The organism is Agrococcus phoenicis (assembly GCF_047302415.1).
Taxonomy (GTDB): Bacteria; Actinomycetota; Actinomycetes; order Actinomycetales; family Microbacteriaceae; genus Agrococcus.
Genome location: NZ_CP154854.1, coordinates 1,082,343 through 1,101,764 on the forward strand (window position 1 = coordinate 1,082,343; position 19,422 = coordinate 1,101,764).

A 19,422-nucleotide genomic window follows, 5' to 3' on the forward strand; every position below is an offset into this window, starting at 1 on the left:
CGCTCAGGTCATCAGCCGTGCTCAGGTCATCAGCCGTGCTCAGGTCATCAGCCGTGCTCAGGTCATCAGGCCGCTGGCCTCGTCGACGGCCCGCACCACGGCATCCCGCCCCGCCTGGTCGAGCAGGCCGAGCTCGTGCGCGATGCTCGCGGCCTCGTCGTAGGAGGAGTGGAAGCGGATGCCCGCCGCCTCGAGCTCGGCGCGCGCTGCGCCCTCCACCGGCACGACCTCGTGGATCAGCACCGTGACGACGAACTCGGGCCCGCGCCGCAGCATCTCGGCGCCGACCTGCGCGTCGGCCTGCCCGCTGTCGCCGAGGAACATGAAGCGGCACTCGGGGAACAGGGCGCGCTCGCGCTCGAAGTTCTGCAGCTTGCGCTCCTTGATGGAGGCCTTCGTGAAGAGGTTGAAGATCGATCCGCCCAGCACCGAGTGCGGCGGCAGCCCGAGATCGGAGAGGGCGTTGCGCGTGTACTGCTCGACGAGGCCGCGCGGGCCCTCCGGGCGGGCGGTGACGAACGTCAGGTCGCCCGGGCGCGAAGGCTCTGCCGCGTGACCGTCGTCGAGGGCGGTGAGCAGCTCCACGACGCCCGGGTAGATGGTGCCGCGCGGGTAGCGGCGCTCGTGCAGCATCGCCTGCAGGGTGTCGTCGATGTCGCACAGGATGCGCAGGTCGTGCGAGGGAGCGGATGCGGCTTCGTCCGCGATGTGGGCGAGCACCGCGTCGCGGTCGGCGCCGGTCAGGTGCTCGAACACCACGTGCTCGAGGTCGTGGCTGTCGCCCGTGGCGTTCAGCAGGTACTTCATGTCGCGGAAGGGCTCCCCGGTGAGCGACAGGAGCATCGCGCGGATGCCCGCCGACACCGCGGCGCTCTGCGGCAGCCGGCGCAGGGCGTGCACGATGCGGGCTCGCATGGCCGGGCTGAGCTCGGCGGCGCGCTCGACGCAGAGCAGCTGCACGAGCGCGCGCCGCTGGTCGCCGCGCCAGAGGCCCGTGACGGCGTTGCCGCAGACCGCGCGGATCACCTGCTCGACGTCGATCTGCTCGAGCAGGTCCTCGAGCGCTCCGTGCGGCGCCGACCGCAGCCGGTGCATCGCCTCTGCTGCCTTCACGAGAACGATCCTGGCACTCGCACCCTGAGCGCACCCCGGTCGATCCGGGCATCCAGGCGCGCCACGCGGCCCGCGGCGTCTCCGTCGATCTGCACGGGCAGCAGGCCCTCGACGGCGGCGAGCGTCACCCGATGCGCTGTGCGGTGCTGCAGCACCCCCTGCGCACGGGCGATGCCGGCGCCGGCGGCAGCGATGCGGCCCCAGTGCGCCAGGCGGCGCGGGCTCACGGCGGCGATGTGCAGCAGGCCGTCGTCGAGCCGCGTCCGCGGCAGCACCGCGAAGCCGGCGGGGATGCGCGCGGCGTTGTGCACCAGCACGCTCCACGCGTCCGTCGTCTCACCCGCGCCGTCGTCGAAGCTGCCGCGCACCGCGAAGCTCGCGCTCGTGAGCCGTCGCGCCCCGATCGCGACGTAGGCTGCCCAGCCGAGCCGGCGCTTGTCGCGCAAGGAGGCCGCCTCGACGGCGAGGGCGTCGTTGCCGACCCCCGTGACGACGAGGAACGCGCGCTCGGGCTCGGGCTCGGGCTCCGATCCCGGGTCCGGCTCCGTGGCGCGCGTCAGCGCCACTCGGCCGAGGTCGATCGCCGCGTCCGCGCCCTCGACCGCGATCCGTGCGGCCTCCGCCGGGTCGCGCAGCGGCAGGCCCAGGTTGCGGGCGAAGAGGTTGGCGGTGCCGACGGGCATGACGCCGAGCGGCGTGCCGGTGTGCGCGAGCGCGCTCGCGACCTCGCGCACCGTGCCGTCGCCCCCGACCGCGATCACCGCATCCGCCCCGCCCGCCAGGGCTCGCTCGGCCTGCGGCCCGCCAGGGGCGGCCGCAGTGGTCGGCCAGACGCGCGCGTCGTCGCCCGCGATCGCGGCCTCGCGCAGCACCGCGTCCACCGCGCGGTCGAAGCCGCGCGCGGTGGGGTTGCCGATGATGACGAGGGATGGCACGTGGCGAATCTAGCGCCGCACGGGCGGTGCGCTGCGCGCAGCCCTCGCACTGGAGCGGCGCTGCCTCCCAGACCGACTGGCTCAGGGCATCGAGGGCCGCAACGAGAGGAACTCGGCGAGCCGCGCGACGGCATCGCCCACGGCGTCCGCGAGCGACGCGCGCGGCGGTGCGTCCCAGTGGATGCGGTGCACCCGCAGCGCCCCGACATCGCGCTCGGCCCTCGCGTCGACCTTCCCGACGAGCCGGTCGCCGTCGAGGATCGGCAGCGCGAACGCGCCCCACCGGCGCTTGGCCGCCGGCGTGTACTGCTCGAGCGCGTACTCGAACCCCCACAGCTGCACCATCCGCTTGCGGTCGGCGATCAGACGGTCGAGCGGCGAGAGCAGGGCGACGCGACCGGCGAACCCCTCGGCGCTCGCGCCGGGGTCGAGCCGCCACTCGCCGCGCACGCCCTCGATGCGCACCGGCTCGCCCTGCGTGCCCAGGTGCGTCGCGCGGGCGATCCCGCAGGAGCGCAGCCAACGCGCGCGCCAGGTCGCCCACGCCTCGTCGAGGCTGGGCTGGCCGCGGGCCGGGTCGCTCGGCGGGAGCACGCGCTCCGCGAGATCCCAGAGCCGCGCGGCGCCGCGCCGCTCGGCGACCGTCACCTCGCCGCGGATCTGCAGCAGCTCGAGCATCATCGCCACGTTGCGGTCGGTGTTCCAGCCGCTGGAGCGGTAGGGCACGTCGGCTGCGTCGTCGATCTCGGCCTGGGGGAGCGGCCCCTCCTGCTGCAGCTGCTCGAGCACCCGTCGACGGAACCCGCCGTTCGCCTCTAGCCACGCGTGCGCGCTCTCGTGGATCGAGCTCGGGTCGCGCCCGATCGCTCGGAGCCACGGCAGGTCGCTCGTGGCGCGCAGCCCGATCGCCCAGGCCTCCATGGGGTGGCGGTGGGGCCCGAGGTGCTCGACCAGGCTGTGCTCGAGCTCCGCCGCCGCGCGCACCTCGCCGAAGGAGAGGCTCGGGACGCGCGTGTGCGCGATGTGCTCGGCCGACGGCGCGACGATGTCGGTGGGGTTCAGCGGCAGCAGCGTCAGCCGCTCCACGACCTCCGGCAGCTCGTGCGGCTCACGGGCCGAGCCGGGCGCGTCGAGCAGCTGCGCGCGCACGGCGATGCGCCTGGCCTCCTCGACGCTGAGCGTGCGGATCTCGCTGGTCGGCATGCGCCGATGGTACGCAGGAGGCTCTGGGCCGTGCGACCGGCGGCGACATGCGGCAGGATCTCGACATGGACCCGCAGCACGCACAGGAGCGACTGCGCATCGTTCCCGCGAACCAGGCCGACCCCGCCGACCTCGATGCCCTGTTCGGCAACCGCGGCAGCGGGCATCGCTGCCGCTGCCAGCGCTATCGGCTCGCGCGCGGCGAGAGCTTCGCCGGCATGCCGATCGAGGAGCGCGCCCTGCGGCTCGTCGAGCAGACCCGAGCCGGTGATCCCGAGGCATCCGGCACGACCGGCCTCATCGCGTACCTCGATCGGACGCCTGTCGGGTGGGTCGCGGTCGCACCCCGCAGCGAGCACCAGGGCCTCGTGCGCGCGTACGCCGTGCCGTGGAAGGGCCGCGATGAGGATCCCGAGGACGCCTCCGTCTGGGCGATCACCTGCGTGTTCGTGCGGGCCGGGCACCGCAAGCGCGGGATCAGCCGTGCGCTCGCATCCGCTGCCGTCGACTTCGCGCGGTCGCGGGGCGCCCGGGCCGTCGAGGCCTATCCGATCGCGACGACCGCGGTGATCGAGGAGGAGCTGCACGTCGGCACGGTCCCGACCTTCGCGGCGGCAGGGATGGTGGAGGTCGCGCAGCCGACGAAGCGCCGCCGCGTGCTCCGCACCGGTGATGGCGACGGTGCCAGGATATGAGCATGTCTGACACCTCGAGCCCCTCGCTGCCGCGACCCGAGACCGTGCTCGTCAAGGCCGGCCGACCGCCGCACCTGCCGGGCGCGCCGCTGAACGAGCCGGTGACCTTCGCCAGCGCGTTCGTCGCGGGCGGCGAGCTGGAGTACGCCCGGTACGGCAACCCCACGTGGACCGCGCTCGAGGAGGCGCTCGGCAGCCTGGAGGGCGGCGAGTGCATCTCCTTCGCGAGCGGCATGGCCGCCGTGAGCGCCGTCATGCACCTGGTGCCGAGCGGGGGAGCGGTCGTGGTGCCGCGCCACTCCTACCAGCACACGCTCGCGCTGCTCGACGACGGTGCCCGCTCTGGCCGCTACGAGGTGCGGCGCGTGGATGTCGCGGACGCCGACGAGGTGGAGGCGGCGCTCCCGGGCGCCGCCATGCTCTGGCTCGAGTCGCCCACCAACCCGGCGCTCGAGGTCGCCGACATCGCCCGCCTCGCGGCCGCCGCGCGCGCTGCCGGGGTCACGAGCGTCGTCGACAACACCTTCGCATCACCGCTGCTGCAGCAGCCCCTCGCGCTCGGCGCAGACCTGGTCGTCCACTCCGCCACGAAGCTCATCGCCGGTCACAGCGACATCGTGCTCGGCGCGGTCGTGACCGGTGAGACAGCGCTCGCCGAGCGCCTCCGCCACCACCGCGGCCTCCACGGTGCGATCCCCGGGCCGATGGAGGCGTTCCTCACCCTGCGCGGCCTTCGCACGCTCTCCGTGCGGCTCGAGCGAGCGGCAGCGAACGCGCGAGCGCTCGCGCGCCGACTGGAGGATGCGCCGGGGGTGCTCGAGGTGCGCGACCCCGGCTTCGGGACCGTGCTGGCGATCGTGCTCGCCGATGCCGCCGCGGCTGACCGCGTGGTCGAGCGCGTGCGCGTCTGGATCCCCGCGACGAGCCTGGGCGGCGTCGAGTCGCTGCTCGAGCGCCGTCGGCGCTGGGCGACCGAGGCGCCGACGATCCCCGAGGGGCTCATCAGGCTCTCGGTCGGCATCGAGCACATCGACGACCTCGCCGAGGACCTGCTGGCCGCGCTGGGGTGATCACTGCCGGGTGATCGCTGCTGCGGGCGTTGCCACCTCGCGGCGCCTCGCGAGGCAGCGCCGGGGGAGGGGTCAGCCGGGGAACGCCGCCTGAGCGCTGCGGAGGTCGGGGAAGCGCCCCAGCGAGAGGCCTGCGCCGTCGACCGCGAGGTACTCCTCGAGGCTCTCCTCGACGAATCCGAGGAACGTCGTGCCGGTCGCGTCGTGCCTGCTGGCGACCCAGAGGCCGTTGCCCGGCGATGCCCACGTCATGCCGCGCGGTGCAGTGCTGACGTCAGACTGCGTGGTGCTCGCGGCGGGTGCATCGAAGGCGTCGTGCGTGCGGATCGGCGACAGGGTGTCGGTCATGTCCAGCTCCTCGGTTCGATGCATGTAGTTCGATGAACGAAACGTATCATCATCGAACGGTATGATCTGCACGGAGGCTGAGAACCAGCCGAGCACGATCGAACCGGGAGGAGGGCGCGATGAGCCCCGCGACGAACGACGAGCAGCGGCCCACGACGGCCTCCGGCTACTGGTACCCCGAGCACGAGGTGCCCACGAGCGTCGACGTGCTCAACCAGCTGCGCCGCTACCGCACCGCCGAATCCTCGATGCGGGCGCGCACGCGCTCGTCGATGGGCATGGGCGAGACCGATCTGCTGGCGCTGCGGCTGCTGCTGCAGGCCCACCGCACGGGCGAGCTGATGCGCCAGCGCGACCTCGGCACCGCGCTCGGGCTCGCATCGCCGTCCGTGACGGCGCTCGTCGACCGACTCGTGCGCAGCGGGCACGTGCGCCGCGATGCGCACCCGGACGACCGTCGAGCGACCGTCGTCGTGCCGACGACGGACACGGACGACGAGGTGCGCGCGACGCTCGGCGCGATGCACCAGCGCATGATCGATGTCGTCGACGGCCTGGACGACGACGAGCGGCGCACGGTGGCGAGCTTCTTCGAGCGGATGGTCGAGGCGGTCGAGCAGGTCGATGTGCACGAGCCGCCCACGGAGGCGCCGATCCGCACCGCTTGATCGCGCCGGCTCAGCCTCAGCGTCGCGATGCTGCAGCGCCGATAATGCACATTATGTCGGATCGCAGCGAGCAGTAGCCCTCTTTCGCTCGTTCGGCATCGACAGTGCCGCCCGCCGCGCACTTTGGTGGCCCTGCGAGCGACCTCACAGCCCCGTCGATCGACACCGGACGTTCACGCGCGTCGACGATGCTGGCCACGTGCGACACCTTCACCTCCTTGCACGGCTCGCCGCGGTCGCCGCTGTCGTCCTCGCGCTGGTCGCCACCGTCAGCGCAATCCCACTCCTCGGAGCGACCCCCAGCGCTTCCCTCGTCGCCGAGCTCTGGCGCGTCGTTGGGCTGGCCACGTGGACCGCCCTGTTCGCGCTCCTCACCGCACGCCCCGGTCTCGTCGCGCTCTGGATGATCGCAGCGCTCAGCAAGCTGTCCCTCGCCGCCGCTGGACTCGTGCTCGGCGATGTGCCCGGTGCCGCCGACCTCGTCGTCTGGGACGGCATCCTCGCCGTGATCCTCGCCACCGGTTCGGTGGCCTCGATCATGGCGCGGGCGCACGAGCGCCAGCAGGATGGCGACGCTCCCCCGCGAGCGTGAGTCGCGCAGCCGCGCCCAGGTTCGTGAACTCCGCGACCGGCCGTTCGCTCCGAGTCGACCGAGGTCGCCGCACGCTGTCGCCGATCCTTGCAGCGTTCGGCACGGACTCGCATGTTCACCCCTGAGGTTGAACATGACGAATGCCATCGAACGCCTGGATGACGCGCTCCCTGCGATAGCGGATCAGACGCGGCGGGCCATCATCGCCCGCCTTCACCTTGGCGAGGCGCGGGCCTCGTCACTCGACCAACGAACGGCCGCGAGCATCTGCTGACCTTCCAGCCCGAGCCGCTGCGCGACGTCGCAGAGTGTGTCCAGGCGACGACGGCATTCTGTGCGTCCGGCCTCATGGCCATGGACGCCGTCCTGGCTGTGAAGCACGACGTATCGAAGGAGCGATCATGACCAACGCCGGAGACCGCATCGTCGCCGCCGCGAGCCACGACTTCGCCGTCAGCGCCGAGAAGGTCTTCGACGCATGGCTCGACCCGGAGCTCGTGCGTCGATGGATGGGGCGGGCGCTCGCGGAGTCGGCACCGGGCACCGTGCTGCAGGACGTCCGCATCGACGCCCGCGAAGGTGGCGAGCTCTGGCTCGTCGACAGTCGCGACCCGGCGCAGACGACGCCCACCGGCACCTTTGTCGAGCTCGACCGTCCACGACGCCTCGTCTTCACCTGGTTGCCGGCGGATGGCGAGCACTCGGTCGTCTCCATCGACATCGAGCCGACGGCGACGGGGTGCACCTTGGTGCTGCGTCACGAGATGGAGGCCGAGTGGCAGGAGCACCTCGAGCGCACGCAAGAGACGTGGGCGCGCATGGTGCGGCGGCTCGCGGACGCGATCGGAACGTGATGAGCCGCGTGGTCGTGGCGATCGCGCTAGTGCGCGCAGGGCCCGCAATGGCTCGGAGGGCTCAGCCCATGGCGAGGTAGGCGTCCAACGATCGCTGCGAGGCAGCGTCGGCCGACCCGTTGGATGCTCCTGCGGCGACGTGCGCGTCCCGCCAGGCGCGGGCCGATCGCGCGAAGAACTCGCGGCCAGCGTCCGTCGCGAGCTCGCGTCGCAATGCCTCGGGTTCGCCACGGGGGTCGCCCTCGAGGTGCAGGCCGAGTGCGAGCAGGCTCTCGTCCCAGCCCATCCCTCCGGATGCCGGCCCGAACTCCTCCCAATGCGCATCCTGTGCGCCGATGTGCTGGATCGTCAGCGATGCGCCCTCTGGATGCGCTGCGATCGTCGCGACGACACGCGAGATGTCGCCGGAGTACTCCCAGGTGACCGTCAACGCCGCCATGCGGCCATGGACCGACGTCGTCGGCGGCTCGCACCGCTCGATGGTGCCCTCGGTGCCGCTGTCCGTGAGCCGGTATCGGCCGGACTGCTGCAACGACCCCTCGATGGGTTCGAACCAGCGCACGAGCCGAGCCGGATCGGTGCAGGCCTGCCACAGGTCGTCGACTGCCGTCGGGAAGGTCTGCTGCAGAGCCACGATCGCTCCCTCGGCGTCGAGATCGACGGTCCGGAGCACACGATCGATCTGGGTCCCGATGGTCATGGCCTCGCTCCTTCGGCTCGCGTCGACCGACGTCCGACGACCGGCATCCGAATGTGCTCGACGAGAGCTTCCGCGATCTGCATGCCTCTTGTCTACAAGACGGCCGCACCATGCGGAAGGACGAGCTGCGCTCGGTCTCCACGCGCAGCGTCGACGCGTCGGCTCCACTGCTCGATCAGCGGTCGACGGCGCGCAGATGCACGTCGAGCGCCCGCAGGGCTGAGACATGGCCGTCGCCGTGCTGGATCACGGACCGGGGATTCGGGAGAGCCGCAGACAGTGCGTGCGCGTGCTGCACGGGTATGACCCGATCGCGTGACCCATGGACCACGACGACCGGGGCGGCGCAGTCGTCGAGCGAGAACCCCCACGGCTGCACGAACGCCATGTCGTCGTCGATGGCACCGCCTGGACCCTGTCGTTGCGCCGCAGCGGAGCGCGAGTCCGGCCCGGTCACGGCTCCGCTCGCGGCGATCGAGCTGACCGACAACCCGGTCGGTGGCGCGCCGTAGCCTCTCCAGGACCCAGCCTCCCTGAGGCGACCAGAGGTGTTGCGCGCGCTTGAGCACGAGGGGGCGAGCCGCGGTGCGACGGTCTGCTAGGTTGCAAGGCTCTGCTCCCCCGACGGAGCGATCACAGAGGCAAGGAAGCCCCATGAGTGTGACCCTCGGCACCCCGGACGTCCGGGATCTCGCCCACCTGCACGAGGTGATCTGCGGATGGCAGCGCGACGAAGGACCGCTGCAGCTGCATCCTGGTGACCTCGGCTGGTATGGACTCCGCGGCGAATCGGCAACCGCAGCCAGCATGCGGGTGTGGTCGATCGATGATGCCGTCGCTGCCATCGCACTGATCGATGGCCCGCAGCTGCTGCGGCTCGCGATCGACCCGGAACGACTCGTCGATCAACGGCTGGCCGCTCGCATCGCAGCGGACGTGGACGTTCCTGGCACCGGTGTGCTTGACCCGGGAGAAGCCGTGGTCGAAGCGCGCGGCGCAGATGCCCTCGGCGCTCAGCTCGACGCGCGTGGATGGCGCGCTGACGAGCCGTGGACTCCCCTCCACCTCGATCTCACGCAGCCGCTCGACATCGATGTCGACGGTCTGCGAATCCGAACCATCGCACCTGGTGACACCGAGGAATGGGTCCGCGTCCATAGGTCGGCCTTCCGCGGCACGCCGATGTCGGAGGAAGACATGCGCACTTTCGTCAGTGGCTGGGAGAACGTGGCGGCGGGTCCACTCTTCGGCTCGGCGCGGATCCTCAACGTCGAGGAGGGAGACGGCGAAGTCGTCGCCATCGCCGCCGTCTGGTCGGCCGGGGAAGGGCGTCCGGGACTTCTGGAGCCGATGGGGGTCCATCAAGATCACCGCGGCCACGGACATGGGACAACGGTGACCCTTGGAGCTGCAGCTGCCCTCCGCGAACTTGGGGCGTCGAGCGCGATCGTCTGCGCCGAGAGCGCGAACGTCGGCGCGATCGCAACGTACGTGGCGGCTGGATTCTCGGCGAGAGCAGAGGTCGCCGACTGGCTTCGAGAGGACTGAGCAGGCGCCCAAGCGCTTGAAGGCGAGGGCTGCTTCGACAGATCTACGGCAACGCCGCTGCAGCGCTCGGCCACTGGGCAGGGCAGTGCGGCATGCCGACGCCAGCGATCAGATCGGGCCTGACGGCCCAACTGTGCGGCGAGCTCGTCAGCTTTTGACGACCCCGCCGCTGTGGATGAGGCGGACCTTCACGCCTCCGCCCAGCGCCACCTGTGGGTTCGTCCCGGCGATCATCAGTGCGTCGTCCCACGTCGGAGCGTCGATCACAGAGACGCCGGCCACCACGGAGCGATCGTCGAGGAATGGGCCCTCGGTCACGGCGGCGGCACGGATCGAACACGCGAGATTCCGTGGAGAGAAGGCGTACGCAGCCCGCAGCGCACCGGACTCGGCGAGGGCTCGCCCGTGGGCGTCCGGGACCGCGAGGTCGGCGTCTGAGGCGTCAACAGCATGGGTGGAGTCCTGCGCGTAGATGAGGACGGCGAGCTGGGGCATGGTGCTTACTCTCGATGAGTTACGCGCGAACGACGTCGACCCTGGACTCGCCGGATCGCGATTAGCAGGCGACCTCGCGCAGATGCACGTCGAGCGCCCGCAGGGCTGAGACATGGCCGTCGCCGTGCTGGATCACGGACCGGGGATTCGGGAGAGCCGCAGACAGTGCGTGCGCGTGCTGCACGGGTATGACCCGATCGCGTGACCCATGGACCACGACGACCGGGGCGGCGCAGTCGTCGAGCGAGAACCCCCACGGCTGCACGAACGCCATGTCGTCGTCGATGGCACCGCCTGGACCCTGTCGTTGCGCCGCATCGGTGTCGGTGACCAGGGCGTGCCAGGAACCCTCGAGCGCGTCGTAGTCGGCGTCGACGAAGCTCGACGGCTCGAAGGTGTCAGGGTGGGCGGTGCGAGCGGCGAGCCCTGAGGCAGCTGCTCGCAGCGCTGACGCGTCTGCCATCCCGGCGAACCACTCGTCGTCCGCGGAGAACGGCGCGATGCAGCCGAACGTGAGGACGTGGCTCACACGGCTGGGGCGGGCTGCTGCGGTCGCGATCGCATGCGGGCCACCTCCCGAGAAGCCGACGACGACGACGTCGTCGAGGTCGAGCACGTCGAGCAGCCTGGCCACCTCGCTCGTCGCGTCGGCGACGCTCCGACCCGGGCGTCGAAGCGCGCCGCCGTACCCGGGCCTGGCGACGCTGATCACGTCGCGGCCCGCGGCCGTCGCCGCATCGACGACGGGTTCCAGCAGCCCACCGGTGTGCGGCGTGCCGCCGAGCCACAGCACGACGCGCGACAGCGCGCCAGCCGCCGCGGTCGCGTGCACGACCGAGCCGGGCAGCGCTCGCTCAAGGATGCGCATGTGCAGCATCCAAGTCGAGCAGGGCGGCCTCGTGGAGATAGGACTGCCGCTCACGATCCGATGGCGCAGCGGCGGCGGCGGTGCGCAGCGCTGCGGCAGCCTCCCCGGTGCGATCGAGCCGACGCAGCATGTCGCCGCGCACCGCCGCGAGGAGGTGGTGCCCGGCGAGCGCGAGCGCGACCGTCTCGAGCAGCTCGAGCGCCGCGGCAGGATGGCCCGCGTTCGCGACAGCGATGACGCGATTCACGGTGACGAACGGTGAGGGATCGAGCCGCTCGAGGAGCTCGTACATGCCGGCGATCCGTGCGTGGTCGATCTCACCGGGACCGCCGACCCGGAAGGGGCGGACGTACTCCGCAGCGATGGCGGCACGCACGAGGTGCCGACCCCCCGGCACGCGCGCCTGTGCGGCACGCTCGAGCGCGGCATCGAGGATCCGCAGCCCCTCATCCGCCGCCTCCTGATCCCAGAGCTCGCGGTCCTGACGCTCGAACGGCACCGTGAGCCCCTCGGCGGACGTCCGCGCGGCACGGCGGGAGTGCTGCAGCAGCAGCAGCGCGAGGACTCCGTTGAGCTCGAGCCACGCAGCGGAGTCGGACGGGAAGAGCTCGCAGCACAGCCGCGCGAGCCGGATGGCCTCCGCGGCAGCCTCGGACCGTGCCGTCGGATCGGCATAGGCGAGCGTGAACAGGCCAGACAGCACCTCGCAGACGCTCTCGCTCCTGGCGGACATCTCTGCCGGTCCGGGCACCCGGTACGCGATGCCGGCATGCTTGATCTTGGCCCGAGCCCGAACGAGCCGCTTCTGCATCGTCTCCGGCGAGACCGCGAAGAGGATCGCGAGCTCGTCGACCGGCACGTTCAGCACCGTTCGGAGCGTCAGCGCCGCGCGCGCCTCCAGGGTGAGAGCGGGATGGCATGCGGTGAAGATCAGCTGCAGCCGCTCGTCGCCGCGGGGGAAGGCGACACCCGACGCGACCTCATCGAACACCTCCGGCAGCTCGTGCTCCAGACGAGCCAGGGCTCGCCGCTCGGCGCTCTCGTGGCGCACGAGATCGATGGCACGACGACGCGCGACCGTCGTCACCCATGCCGCCGGGCTGCGCGGGACGCCATCGCGCGGCCACCGATCGAGCGCGCGCGCCAGCGCGTCCTGCACCGCGTCCTCGGCGATCGTCCAATCGTTCACCGTGCCGATCACGCTGGCCAGCACCCGTCCGTACTCGAGCGACGCGACGCGACGGACGGCATCGGACGCCGGAGCGTCGGCGGCGCCGACGCTCCGGCTCTCGGTGCCGTGCGGCATCAGAACGGCCACACCGGTCGCACCTCCACCAGCCCGAAGCGCGCCATGGGATGCCCAGCGGCGATCGCGATCGCCGCGTCGAGGTCTGCAGCCTCGACGATGTCGAAGCCGGCGATCCACTCGCGGCTCTCGGTGAACGGCCCGTCGGCCACGATGCGCTCCCCGCCGCGAACGCGCACCGTCGTCGCATCCTCGACCGGCCGCAACCGATCGCCCAGCACGTACGAGTCGGACGCCTGCAGCGCCTCGACCCACTCCCCCACGTTGTCGTGCTTCGCGTCGTAGGGCTCCCCGGTCGGGTCGTTGCAGATGAACAGCACGTAGCGCATGATTCTCCTTCGAGTTCGTTCGATCCTGACACCAGGACGACGGATCTCGCAGACCATCGAGGACACATCGCCATCATCGCGATCTACGACTCGTTCCGGTCAGCCGCGATCCTGATCCGGTTCTCGGCGTCGTCCCAGACACCCCCATCGAGCAGCTCTCTGACGATGTCGAGATGGCCGACGTGCGCTGCATTGTCGTGCAGCACATGCAAGAGCACGCCACGGACCGTGTGCTGCCGGTAGCCGCCCCACGCGCCCTCTGGCCACCACCCGGGCGCATCCTCACTCGATCGGCCACGGACCGCGGCGCATGCGTCGCTCGTCTCCCGCGTCACACGCTCGAGCAGCGCAGGGAACGGCAGGCTCGGGTCGTTGTCCCACACCCCGCGCTGGTCGAGCTCGACCGCGTTGCCGCCGATCACGTTGTGCAGCCAGAAGCGGGTCGAGGCGTGCACGTGACCGACCAACCCCGCGATCGACCAGCCCGACGGCGCGGCCGTCGCCCGCACCTGCGCCTCGCTCAGACCAGCGACCGAGCCGGCGATCCGGCCCAGGCTGGCCTCGATCCAGCCGAGCAGCTCATCCGTCACCGGGTCTCGCCGCGCCTCGTGGCTCACCATCGCGTCCTCCCCATCATCGGTTCGAGGCAGGCATCATCGCACCGCCCCCACGACCATGACGTCGCCGCTCGGCGCTCGAGGACACCCCGACACCGATGGCCCTGTCCTCCAGATGTCGGCGCGTGCGTCGAGACATTGCAAGGACGACCGACGAAGGGACCCCCACGATGCGGCACATGATCCTCATCTACTCGAGCGCCAGCAGCGAAGCAGCCATCCACGCCGATGCCCACGACGCCTTCCGTGCGGCACACGTCGACCTCATCGACGAGCTGTCGGCGTCCGAAGAGCTCCTCGACACGCATGAGCTCTCCCTCGACGGAGCGAAGATCGTGCGCACGGGCGACGGACTCTCCGTCACCGACGGGCCGCACATGGCAGCCACGGAATGGGTGGGCGGCTACTACCTGGTGGACGTCGCCGACGAGGGCCGGGCGCTCGAGATCGCGGCACGCTTCGTCGAAGCGCGCTCCGCGACCGTCGAAGTTCGACGCGTGCGGTGACGCCGCCGACTCGCGTGCGCGCCGTCGGCCCCACGGCACACGTCCTCAGCTCGACTCGAGCAGACGAATCCTCGTGGTCGTCGTCGAGCCTCGTCAGGCGGCGCCGAGGAACGAGACCACTGCTCGGACCCACGCATCGTGCGCGTCGAGGTGCGCGTCGTGCGATGCGTCGCGGAGGACGACCCGCGTGGCGTTGGCGTTGGCGGCGACGAAGGCCGACTGCTGCGACTCGCTGAACATGCCTCGCTCGCCGTAGACGACCAGCGTCGGCGCCACGACCGACCGCCACTCGTCCCACCGAGGCACGGCGACGTGGGAGATCGTCTCGACCATGACGTCGGCATCGAATCGCGGGCGGAGGCCATCCGCCGTCTCCTCCAGATCTGCTGCCCACGCCTCGGCGAGCGCACCGCCCCCGAGCGACGCCGCGGCTTCCTCGCGGGTGGCGAACGGCGCCTCCCAACCGGCGAAGAACGCGCCGAGCGCTTCGTGATCCGCCGGTGCGCCACTCCCCTGGTCGCCTTCGAGCAGCACCATCCTGCGCACGAGATCGGGGCGCGCCGCCGCCACGAGCATCGCCGTGTGCGCGCCCATCGACTGACCGACGAGGTCGACGGGGCCGCTCGCCTCGCGCTCGATCACGTCGACGATGTCAGCGACGAAGGCCTCGCGCGAGCGATCCTCCGGCCGCCGCGTGCTTCGACCGTGCCCTCGCTGATCGACGAGGATCACCGCGCGCCCGGCAAGCGCGCGGGCAGTCGGCAGCAGCTCGCTCGCGCTGCCTGCCAGCCCGTGCACGAGAAGGACGGCCGGCTCCTCGCCGGGGAGCTCCAGCATCGAGAGCACCACGTCGGCGCGAGTGATCGCTCGTCGTCTCGGTTCCACCGCACCGAGGCTACGCGCCCCGACGGCGTGCGAGGATCGCACGCATGGCCGACGACATGCGGGCGACCTGGGATCGCGAGGCGGAGACCTTCGACGAGGCTGCCGACCACGGGCTGCGCGACCCCGCCGTCCGCCGCGCCTGGGCCGAGCTCCTGCTCCCGGTGCTCGGCACCGCTGCCCGTCGCGTCGCCGACCTCGGCTGCGGCACCGGCACGCTGTCGACGCTCCTGGCCGTCGAGGGCGGGCATCAGGTGCACGGCATCGACCTCTCCCCCGAGATGATCCGACGCGCGCGCCGCAAGGCTTCCGACGTGCTCCCTCGCCCGGTCTTCACCGTCGCCGACGCCGCGCACCCGCCGCTGCCCGCGGGGTCGTTCGACGCCGTGCTGTGCCGGCACGTGCTCTGGGCGATGCCCGACCCGCTCGAGGCGCTGCGCACGTGGGTCGAGCTGCTCGCGCCGGGCGGTGTGCTGGTGCTGGTCGAGGGCCGCTGGAGCAACGACGTCGGGCTCTCCGCCGCGGAGTCCTCGAAGCTCCTGGGCCAGGTGCGCGAGACGCACGAGCTGACGATGCTGCAGGACCCGGCGCTCTGGGGCCGGCGCATCGATGACGAGCGCTACCTCCTCGTCAGCCGGCGCTGATCGCGGCGTCCGGGCGTCCCACGTCGGACGGCGTCGCCGAGTCGGCGCCCTGCCCCTCGGGCAGCCCGCGCGCTCCGGGCATGTCAGCCGTGCGCTCGTCGATGATGCGGTTCGCCCTCGCGATGACGTCGAGCTGCGCCGCGGAGTAGACCTCCAGGAGCGTGCCGATCACGGCCGAGCGCATCTGGGCGGCGCTGTGCCTCGCGTGCTGCATGGGGTCGTCGATCCATCCCCATCGCCGGCGGATGTCGGCGAGGTAGGGCGCGTAGCGGCGCGCGAGCGCCTCGCGCGTCGCGTCATCGGCGTCGGCGGCCAGCGCGTCGAGCTCCTCGTCGAGCGGCGTGCGGCCGAGCTCCTTGATCATCTCCCGCATGCGATCGACGCCCGGCTGGTGGTAGATGCGCGAGTAGACCAGCATGAGCGCCCGGTCTGCCTCGCTCATCTGGCTCGCGACCTCGCTGAAGCCCTCCGGCACGTCGAGCGCGCCACCCTGGTCGACGAGCGTCGTCACCTCGTCCCGCACGCGCTGCAGTCGCGCGATCTGCGCGTCGAGCTCGCCCCCGAGCGCGCGCAGGACCTCCGTCCCGTTCGCGGGGTCGTCGACCATGGCGCTGATGCTCGCGAGCGGGATGCCGAGCTCGACCAGCCTGCGGATGCGCAGCAGGCGCACGAGGTGGGCCGCACCGTACTGCTTGTAGCCGTTCATGCGCCGCTCGGGCTCCGGGAGCAGCCCGATGGCGTGGTAGTGCCGCACGGTCTTGACGGTGGTGCCGCCGAGCTCGGCCAGCTCCCTGGTGCTCCATGCCATGACGACGAGGTTCGCACGCGTCGCTTGACCGTGCCCTGAGGGCACGGTCTGGGATGGAGGCAGTCGACCAAGGAGGAGCCATGACGACCCCACCCCGCAGGACGCTCGCCGCGCTCGCAGCGGCTGCCCTGCTCGTGCCGATCGCCGCGTGCTCGACGACGGAGCCGGGCGAGCCTGCGCCATCGGAGGATCCGCTGGCGGCCTTCCACGAGCAGCGGCTCGCGTGGGAGGCGTGCGACGACTTCGCGACCACGAGCGTCGAGGGCGAGGTCCTCGCCCTCGCGCCGACGGCGGAGTGCGCGCGTCTCTCGGTGCCGATCGACTACGACGACCCGACCGGCGACGAGGCGTCGATCGCCGTCGTGCGCATCCCCGCGCGCGGCGAGGCGATCGCACCGCTCGTGACGAACCCCGGTGGCCCCGGGGGAACCGGCATCATGACGGCGGCACTCATGAGCCTGAGCCAGCCGGAGAGCGAGATCACCGAGCGCTTCGACATCGTCGGCTTCGACCCTCGCGGCGTCGGCGCCTCGTCACCCGCCGCCTCGTGCATGACCGATGCTGAGGCGGATGAGGGATCCGTGCGCACGTCGTCGATCGACGGCACGGCGGCATGGAGCGAGGAGACGACGCGCGAGCTGTTCGAGCGCTGCGCCGAGGGTGTCGGCGGGGCGCACGTGCTCCCGCACCTGGGCACGCGCGATGCTGCGCGCGACATGGACGTGCTGCGCGCCGCGCTCGGCGAGGAGCAGCTGACCTACCTCGGCCAGAGCTACGGCAGCCGACTGGGCGCCGTGTACGCCGAGCAGTTCCCGGAGCGCGTGCGAGCGATGGTGCTCGATGGAGCCGGTGACCCGACCGCGGGCACGGTCGAGCGGCGCATCCAGGCGTACACCGGGTTCCAGGCCGCGTTCGAGGAGTTCACCGCCTGGTGCACGCAGCAGGCCCACTGCCCGCTCGGCTCCGATCCCGCGGGCGCGCTCGACCGCTACCACCAGATCGTGCGGCCGCTGCTCGAGTCCCCTGTGCCTGCGCTCGGCACCGACCTCACCTTCGACGAGGCGATCGGCGGCGTGGTCTCGGGCCTCTACGACCAGAGCGCGTGGCCGCGCGTCAGCGAAGGGATCGCGCAGGTCGAGCAGGGCTCCGGCGATGAGCTGCTGCAGCTGGCGCGCGACTTCGCGGGCCGCGCGCCCGACGGCGAGTGGCCGAGCTTCACATCGTCGAACCTCGTGATCGACTGCATGGACGAGCAGCGCTACGACGCCGCCGAGGCGCAGCAGCTGCGCGAGTCCATCCACGCTGCCGCGCCCTTCATGGATCCGGGGATCGAGGTGCCTGGCGCTCGTGATGCGTGCGAGCACTGGCCGGCGGAGCCGACGCTCGGCATCCCGTACGCCCAGGACGTCGAAGGGCTGCCCGCGACGCTCGTGGTGTCGATCACGGGTGACCCGACGACACCGCACGCGGGGGCCATCGTCATGGCGGAGTCGCTCGGCAGCGCGCTGCTGACGATCGACGGGGTCGGGCACACGACGATCATGGGCGGCACGACCCCGTGCGCCGACGAGATCGCGGCCCGCTACCTCGTCGACCTCGAGGCCCCCGCCGAAGGCGCGACCTGCACGCTCGGGGAGTAGCACGGAGATGCCATCGACCGCTCCTGCATCCGGCGTCGACGCACCGGTCGCGCTCTGGCGACGACCAGCCCGCGTCATCCGCTCGAACCTGCGCGCCTGGCTGATCATCAACGCCGCTGCCTACGGCCTGGTGGTGATCGGACTGGTGATCGGGCTCGTCTTCCCAGAGCTCAACGCGTCGCGAGCCGCCTCCTTGGAGGACGACGGCACCGGCGCGCTCGTCCGCGACCTCGTCAGCGCGCCGCCGCTGTTCGCGCTCACGATCCTCGCGGTCAACGTGGTGCGGCTCAGCCTCCTGACGATCGTGCTGCCCTCCCTGGTCGTGCCGTTCGCGGGCCTCGCGCTGTTCGCCTACTGGGCGGTCGAGACCGGCATCACGCTCGCGCCGACGACGGGAGGGGCCGCGGTCGCCCTGATCCCGCACTCGCTCACGATCGTGATCGAGATCCAGGCCTACGTGCTGCTCCTGCTCGGCGCGCTCCTGCTCGGGAAGGGGTGGATCGCGCCTCACCGATCGGGCGCCGCGAACCGGCGGCAGGGGTACCTGAGAGGACTGCGGCAGCTCGGGCTGCTGGCCCTGCCGGCGCTCGCGCTGCTGATCGCTGGCGCGCTCTGGGAGGCGTACTCGCTGCGCTACCTCGTGCATCCGCTGGCCGAGCTGCTCCTGTAGGCGGCGGGTCACCCCTGGCGGACGCAGCGGTGCCCGCCGGGTCAGTCGACACGGTGCGCGATGCGATCGCAGAGCGTGATCCACTCCCCCTCGGGTCGGAACTCGAAGTGGTGCGTCTGCGTCCGACCGCCGGTGTTCCACCGAGCGCTGTGGATGCTGCGCCACGGCGAGCCGTCGGCGTCCGCGCCGTACGCCGTGCCATCGGCCGACCAGTCGCCGACGAACGCCTGCAACCGCTGGTGCTCGTCAGCCATGCTGTGCTCCGTTCGTGGGTGCGTAGGTGAGGACGACGTTGCGGGAATCCGCCCAGGTGCGCACGCCGAGCAGCTCGAGGTCGAGACCGCCGAGGCCTTGGAAGGCTCGGTGGTCGCCGGCGACCACGCGGGGGCCGATCATGAGGTGCAGCTGGTCGATCAGCCCGTGGTGCAGCAGGTCCGTCCAGAGCGTCAGTCCTCCGAACAGCAGCACGTCCCCTTCGTCGCCGGAGGCGCGGAGCGCGGCGATCGCGGCGTGGGCATCGGCCCGTCGCACGATCGTGGTCTGCTCCTCGAAGGCTGTGACATCGGCGCGGGTGAGGCTGTCGGAGATCACCGTGATGGGGATGCCTGCGGCATATCGTGCCGCGATGATCGCGTCGTCGGGCGAGGCGTCGGGATCCCCCACCCGAGCCGGCCAGTACTCCAGCATCTCGCGGTAGCCCTTACCGCCGAACAGCAGATGGCCGGCCGCACGCACCCGTTCGACGTTGTGGGCGCTGAACGCCTGGTCCATCGGCATCGCCGAGACGTCGCCACCCGGGCCGTCTGCGTAGCCGTCGATGCTGAGCATGGTGCTCACGACGATCCTGCTCATGGAGCTCTCCCTCGATATGCACACCGATCCGGCGCGCACTCGTAAGATAACAGACCAGACTGGTCCGGTCTATAGTGAT

Annotated in this window: 25 protein-coding genes; 10 read left to right on the forward strand and 15 right to left on the reverse strand. The window is 71.6% G+C overall.

Annotation, left to right across the window (positions count from 1 at the left end):
- Positions 1-57: 57 nt before the first annotated feature.
- From AA0Z99_RS05220 to AA0Z99_RS05230, 3 genes are all read right to left on the reverse strand, one after another.
- Positions 58-1,113, reverse strand: a complete 1,056-nt coding sequence (locus AA0Z99_RS05220; RefSeq protein WP_413320113.1) for a phosphatase domain-containing protein — start codon at positions 1,111-1,113, stop codon at positions 58-60.
- On the reverse strand, positions 1,110-2,048 hold the full coding sequence (locus AA0Z99_RS05225) for a diacylglycerol/lipid kinase family protein (RefSeq protein ID WP_413320115.1): 939 nt from the start codon (positions 2,046-2,048) through the stop codon (positions 1,110-1,112). The genes AA0Z99_RS05220 and AA0Z99_RS05225 overlap by 4 nt, the downstream gene beginning before the upstream one ends.
- Positions 2,049-2,129: 81 nt before the next feature.
- Positions 2,130-3,251, reverse strand: a complete 1,122-nt coding sequence (locus AA0Z99_RS05230; RefSeq protein ID WP_413320117.1) for a DNA glycosylase AlkZ-like family protein — start codon at positions 3,249-3,251, stop codon at positions 2,130-2,132.
- A gap of 65 nt (positions 3,252-3,316) precedes the next feature.
- Between AA0Z99_RS05230 and AA0Z99_RS05235 the strand changes: the two genes are divergently transcribed.
- Both AA0Z99_RS05235 and AA0Z99_RS05240 read left to right on the forward strand, forming a co-directional pair.
- On the forward strand, positions 3,317-3,946 hold the full coding sequence (locus AA0Z99_RS05235) for a GNAT family N-acetyltransferase (RefSeq protein ID WP_413320119.1): 630 nt from the start codon (positions 3,317-3,319) through the stop codon (positions 3,944-3,946).
- A 2-nt stretch (positions 3,947-3,948) separates the two neighbouring features.
- Positions 3,949-5,016 (forward strand): trans-sulfuration enzyme family protein, encoded by a 1,068-nt coding sequence (locus AA0Z99_RS05240; RefSeq protein WP_413320121.1) that lies wholly within the window; start codon positions 3,949-3,951, stop codon positions 5,014-5,016.
- Between the two features lie 72 nt (positions 5,017-5,088).
- On the opposite strand, the gene AA0Z99_RS05245 is transcribed toward AA0Z99_RS05240, so the two are convergent.
- Positions 5,089-5,364, reverse strand: a complete 276-nt coding sequence (locus AA0Z99_RS05245; protein ID WP_413320123.1) for a hypothetical protein — start codon at positions 5,362-5,364, stop codon at positions 5,089-5,091.
- A gap of 119 nt (positions 5,365-5,483) precedes the next feature.
- Between AA0Z99_RS05245 and AA0Z99_RS05250 the strand changes: the two genes are divergently transcribed.
- The 3 genes from AA0Z99_RS05250 (at position 5,484) to AA0Z99_RS05260 (ending at position 7,478) form a co-directional block, all read left to right on the forward strand.
- Positions 5,484-6,032 (forward strand): MarR family winged helix-turn-helix transcriptional regulator, encoded by a 549-nt coding sequence (locus tag AA0Z99_RS05250; RefSeq protein ID WP_413320125.1) that lies wholly within the window; start codon positions 5,484-5,486, stop codon positions 6,030-6,032.
- A 199-nt stretch (positions 6,033-6,231) separates the two neighbouring features.
- Complete coding sequence (locus AA0Z99_RS05255) at positions 6,232-6,624, forward strand: hypothetical protein (RefSeq protein WP_413320126.1); 393 nt, start codon at positions 6,232-6,234, stop codon at positions 6,622-6,624.
- 401 nt (positions 6,625-7,025) lie between these two features.
- Positions 7,026-7,478 (forward strand): SRPBCC family protein, encoded by a 453-nt coding sequence (locus AA0Z99_RS05260; RefSeq protein ID WP_413320128.1) that lies wholly within the window; start codon positions 7,026-7,028, stop codon positions 7,476-7,478.
- A gap of 61 nt (positions 7,479-7,539) precedes the next feature.
- Here AA0Z99_RS05260 and AA0Z99_RS05265 read toward each other — a convergent pair whose 3' ends face one another.
- Together AA0Z99_RS05265 and AA0Z99_RS05270 are read right to left on the reverse strand one after the other, a co-directional pair.
- On the reverse strand, positions 7,540-8,178 hold the full coding sequence (locus tag AA0Z99_RS05265; RefSeq protein WP_413320130.1) for an SRPBCC domain-containing protein: 639 nt from the start codon (positions 8,176-8,178) through the stop codon (positions 7,540-7,542).
- Positions 8,179-8,353: 175 nt separating this feature from the next.
- On the reverse strand, positions 8,354-8,566 hold the full coding sequence (locus tag AA0Z99_RS05270) for an alpha/beta fold hydrolase (protein ID WP_413320132.1): 213 nt from the start codon (positions 8,564-8,566) through the stop codon (positions 8,354-8,356).
- 266 nt (positions 8,567-8,832) lie between these two features.
- Between AA0Z99_RS05270 and AA0Z99_RS05275 the strand changes: the two genes are divergently transcribed.
- A complete protein-coding gene (locus AA0Z99_RS05275) occupies positions 8,833-9,726 on the forward strand; it encodes a GNAT family N-acetyltransferase (protein ID WP_413320134.1) in 894 nt (297 codons plus the stop codon).
- 147 nt (positions 9,727-9,873) lie between these two features.
- On the opposite strand, the gene AA0Z99_RS05280 is transcribed toward AA0Z99_RS05275, so the two are convergent.
- From AA0Z99_RS05280 to AA0Z99_RS05300, 5 genes are all read right to left on the reverse strand, one after another.
- Positions 9,874-10,221: a YciI family protein gene (locus AA0Z99_RS05280; RefSeq protein ID WP_413320136.1), complete on the reverse strand. Its 348-nt coding sequence runs from the start codon at positions 10,219-10,221 to the stop codon at positions 9,874-9,876.
- A 61-nt stretch (positions 10,222-10,282) separates the two neighbouring features.
- Positions 10,283-11,089: an alpha/beta fold hydrolase gene (locus AA0Z99_RS05285; protein ID WP_413320137.1), complete on the reverse strand. Its 807-nt coding sequence runs from the start codon at positions 11,087-11,089 to the stop codon at positions 10,283-10,285.
- Positions 11,076-12,395, reverse strand: a complete 1,320-nt coding sequence (locus AA0Z99_RS05290; RefSeq protein WP_413320139.1) for an RNA polymerase sigma factor — start codon at positions 12,393-12,395, stop codon at positions 11,076-11,078. The genes AA0Z99_RS05285 and AA0Z99_RS05290 overlap by 14 nt, the downstream gene beginning before the upstream one ends.
- Positions 12,395-12,724 (reverse strand): YciI family protein, encoded by a 330-nt coding sequence (locus AA0Z99_RS05295; protein ID WP_413320141.1) that lies wholly within the window; start codon positions 12,722-12,724, stop codon positions 12,395-12,397. The genes AA0Z99_RS05290 and AA0Z99_RS05295 overlap by 1 nt, the downstream gene beginning before the upstream one ends.
- An 83-nt stretch (positions 12,725-12,807) precedes the next feature.
- Positions 12,808-13,344: a DinB family protein gene (locus AA0Z99_RS05300; protein ID WP_413320143.1), complete on the reverse strand. Its 537-nt coding sequence runs from the start codon at positions 13,342-13,344 to the stop codon at positions 12,808-12,810.
- 176 nt (positions 13,345-13,520) lie between these two features.
- Here AA0Z99_RS05300 and AA0Z99_RS05305 point away from each other — a divergent pair, with 176 nt between their 5' ends.
- A complete protein-coding gene (locus AA0Z99_RS05305; RefSeq protein WP_413320145.1) occupies positions 13,521-13,847 on the forward strand; it encodes a YciI family protein in 327 nt (108 codons plus the stop codon).
- Positions 13,848-13,940: 93 nt separating this feature from the next.
- On the opposite strand, the gene AA0Z99_RS05310 is transcribed toward AA0Z99_RS05305, so the two are convergent.
- Positions 13,941-14,732 carry an alpha/beta fold hydrolase gene (locus AA0Z99_RS05310; RefSeq protein ID WP_413320147.1) on the reverse strand — a complete coding sequence of 264 codons (792 nt, stop codon included), beginning with the start codon at positions 14,730-14,732 and terminating at the stop codon, positions 13,941-13,943.
- A gap of 44 nt (positions 14,733-14,776) precedes the next feature.
- On the opposite strand from AA0Z99_RS05310, the gene AA0Z99_RS05315 reads away from it, so the two are divergent.
- Positions 14,777-15,373 (forward strand): class I SAM-dependent methyltransferase, encoded by a 597-nt coding sequence (locus tag AA0Z99_RS05315; protein ID WP_413320149.1) that lies wholly within the window; start codon positions 14,777-14,779, stop codon positions 15,371-15,373.
- Here AA0Z99_RS05315 and AA0Z99_RS05320 read toward each other — a convergent pair.
- Positions 15,360-16,181: a MerR family transcriptional regulator gene (locus tag AA0Z99_RS05320; protein ID WP_413320151.1), complete on the reverse strand. Its 822-nt coding sequence runs from the start codon at positions 16,179-16,181 to the stop codon at positions 15,360-15,362. The two genes, AA0Z99_RS05315 and AA0Z99_RS05320, sit on opposite strands and share 14 nt — an antisense overlap.
- 80 nt (positions 16,182-16,261) lie before the next feature.
- On the opposite strand from AA0Z99_RS05320, the gene AA0Z99_RS05325 reads away from it, so the two are divergent.
- Positions 16,262-17,821 (forward strand): alpha/beta fold hydrolase, encoded by a 1,560-nt coding sequence (locus AA0Z99_RS05325; RefSeq protein WP_413320153.1) that lies wholly within the window; start codon positions 16,262-16,264, stop codon positions 17,819-17,821.
- Between the two features lie 7 nt (positions 17,822-17,828).
- Positions 17,829-18,491: a hypothetical protein gene (locus AA0Z99_RS05330; RefSeq protein ID WP_413320155.1), complete on the forward strand. Its 663-nt coding sequence runs from the start codon at positions 17,829-17,831 to the stop codon at positions 18,489-18,491.
- 41 nt (positions 18,492-18,532) lie between these two features.
- Here AA0Z99_RS05330 and AA0Z99_RS05335 read toward each other — a convergent pair whose 3' ends face one another.
- Complete coding sequence (locus tag AA0Z99_RS05335) at positions 18,533-18,745, reverse strand: hypothetical protein (protein WP_413320157.1); 213 nt, start codon at positions 18,743-18,745, stop codon at positions 18,533-18,535.
- Positions 18,738-19,343 (reverse strand): dihydrofolate reductase family protein, encoded by a 606-nt coding sequence (locus AA0Z99_RS05340; RefSeq protein WP_413320159.1) that lies wholly within the window; start codon positions 19,341-19,343, stop codon positions 18,738-18,740. The genes AA0Z99_RS05335 and AA0Z99_RS05340 overlap by 8 nt, the downstream gene beginning before the upstream one ends.
- Positions 19,344-19,422 lie beyond the last annotated feature (79 nt).

Excerpts from the sequence above, each read along its gene's own strand:
- AA0Z99_RS05250 (WP_413320125.1), top strand. The coding sequence starts at position 5,484 with ATGAGCCCCGCGACGAACGACGAGCAGCGGCCCACGACGGCCTCCGGC.
- AA0Z99_RS05325 (WP_413320153.1), top strand. The coding sequence starts at position 16,262 with ATGACGACCCCACCCCGCAGGACGCTCGCCGCGCTCGCAGCGGCTGCC.
- AA0Z99_RS05260 (WP_413320128.1), top strand. The coding sequence starts at position 7,026 with ATGACCAACGCCGGAGACCGCATCGTCGCCGCCGCGAGCCACGACTTC.
- AA0Z99_RS05305 (WP_413320145.1), top strand. The coding sequence starts at position 13,521 with ATGATCCTCATCTACTCGAGCGCCAGCAGCGAAGCAGCCATCCACGCC.
- AA0Z99_RS05335 (WP_413320157.1), bottom strand. The coding sequence starts at position 18,745 with ATGGCTGACGAGCACCAGCGGTTGCAGGCGTTCGTCGGCGACTGGTCG.
- AA0Z99_RS05315 (WP_413320149.1), top strand. The coding sequence starts at position 14,777 with ATGGCCGACGACATGCGGGCGACCTGGGATCGCGAGGCGGAGACCTTC.
- AA0Z99_RS05320 (WP_413320151.1), bottom strand. The coding sequence starts at position 16,181 with ATGGCATGGAGCACCAGGGAGCTGGCCGAGCTCGGCGGCACCACCGTC.
- AA0Z99_RS05235 (WP_413320119.1), top strand. The coding sequence starts at position 3,317 with ATGGACCCGCAGCACGCACAGGAGCGACTGCGCATCGTTCCCGCGAAC.
- AA0Z99_RS05285 (WP_413320137.1), bottom strand. The coding sequence starts at position 11,089 with ATGCGCATCCTTGAGCGAGCGCTGCCCGGCTCGGTCGTGCACGCGACC.
- AA0Z99_RS05340 (WP_413320159.1), bottom strand. The coding sequence starts at position 19,343 with ATGAGCAGGATCGTCGTGAGCACCATGCTCAGCATCGACGGCTACGCA.
- AA0Z99_RS05290 (WP_413320139.1), bottom strand. The coding sequence starts at position 12,395 with ATGCCGCACGGCACCGAGAGCCGGAGCGTCGGCGCCGCCGACGCTCCG.
- AA0Z99_RS05240 (WP_413320121.1), top strand. The coding sequence starts at position 3,949 with ATGTCTGACACCTCGAGCCCCTCGCTGCCGCGACCCGAGACCGTGCTC.
- AA0Z99_RS05280 (WP_413320136.1), bottom strand. The coding sequence starts at position 10,221 with ATGCCCCAGCTCGCCGTCCTCATCTACGCGCAGGACTCCACCCATGCT.
- AA0Z99_RS05330 (WP_413320155.1), top strand. The coding sequence starts at position 17,829 with ATGCCATCGACCGCTCCTGCATCCGGCGTCGACGCACCGGTCGCGCTC.
- AA0Z99_RS05300 (WP_413320143.1), bottom strand. The coding sequence starts at position 13,344 with ATGGTGAGCCACGAGGCGCGGCGAGACCCGGTGACGGATGAGCTGCTC.
- AA0Z99_RS05295 (WP_413320141.1), bottom strand. The coding sequence starts at position 12,724 with ATGCGCTACGTGCTGTTCATCTGCAACGACCCGACCGGGGAGCCCTAC.
- AA0Z99_RS05230 (WP_413320117.1), bottom strand. The coding sequence starts at position 3,251 with ATGCCGACCAGCGAGATCCGCACGCTCAGCGTCGAGGAGGCCAGGCGC.
- AA0Z99_RS05245 (WP_413320123.1), bottom strand. The coding sequence starts at position 5,364 with ATGACCGACACCCTGTCGCCGATCCGCACGCACGACGCCTTCGATGCA.
- AA0Z99_RS05270 (WP_413320132.1), bottom strand. The coding sequence starts at position 8,566 with ATGGCGTTCGTGCAGCCGTGGGGGTTCTCGCTCGACGACTGCGCCGCC.
- AA0Z99_RS05275 (WP_413320134.1), top strand. The coding sequence starts at position 8,833 with ATGAGTGTGACCCTCGGCACCCCGGACGTCCGGGATCTCGCCCACCTG.
- AA0Z99_RS05265 (WP_413320130.1), bottom strand. The coding sequence starts at position 8,178 with ATGACCATCGGGACCCAGATCGATCGTGTGCTCCGGACCGTCGATCTC.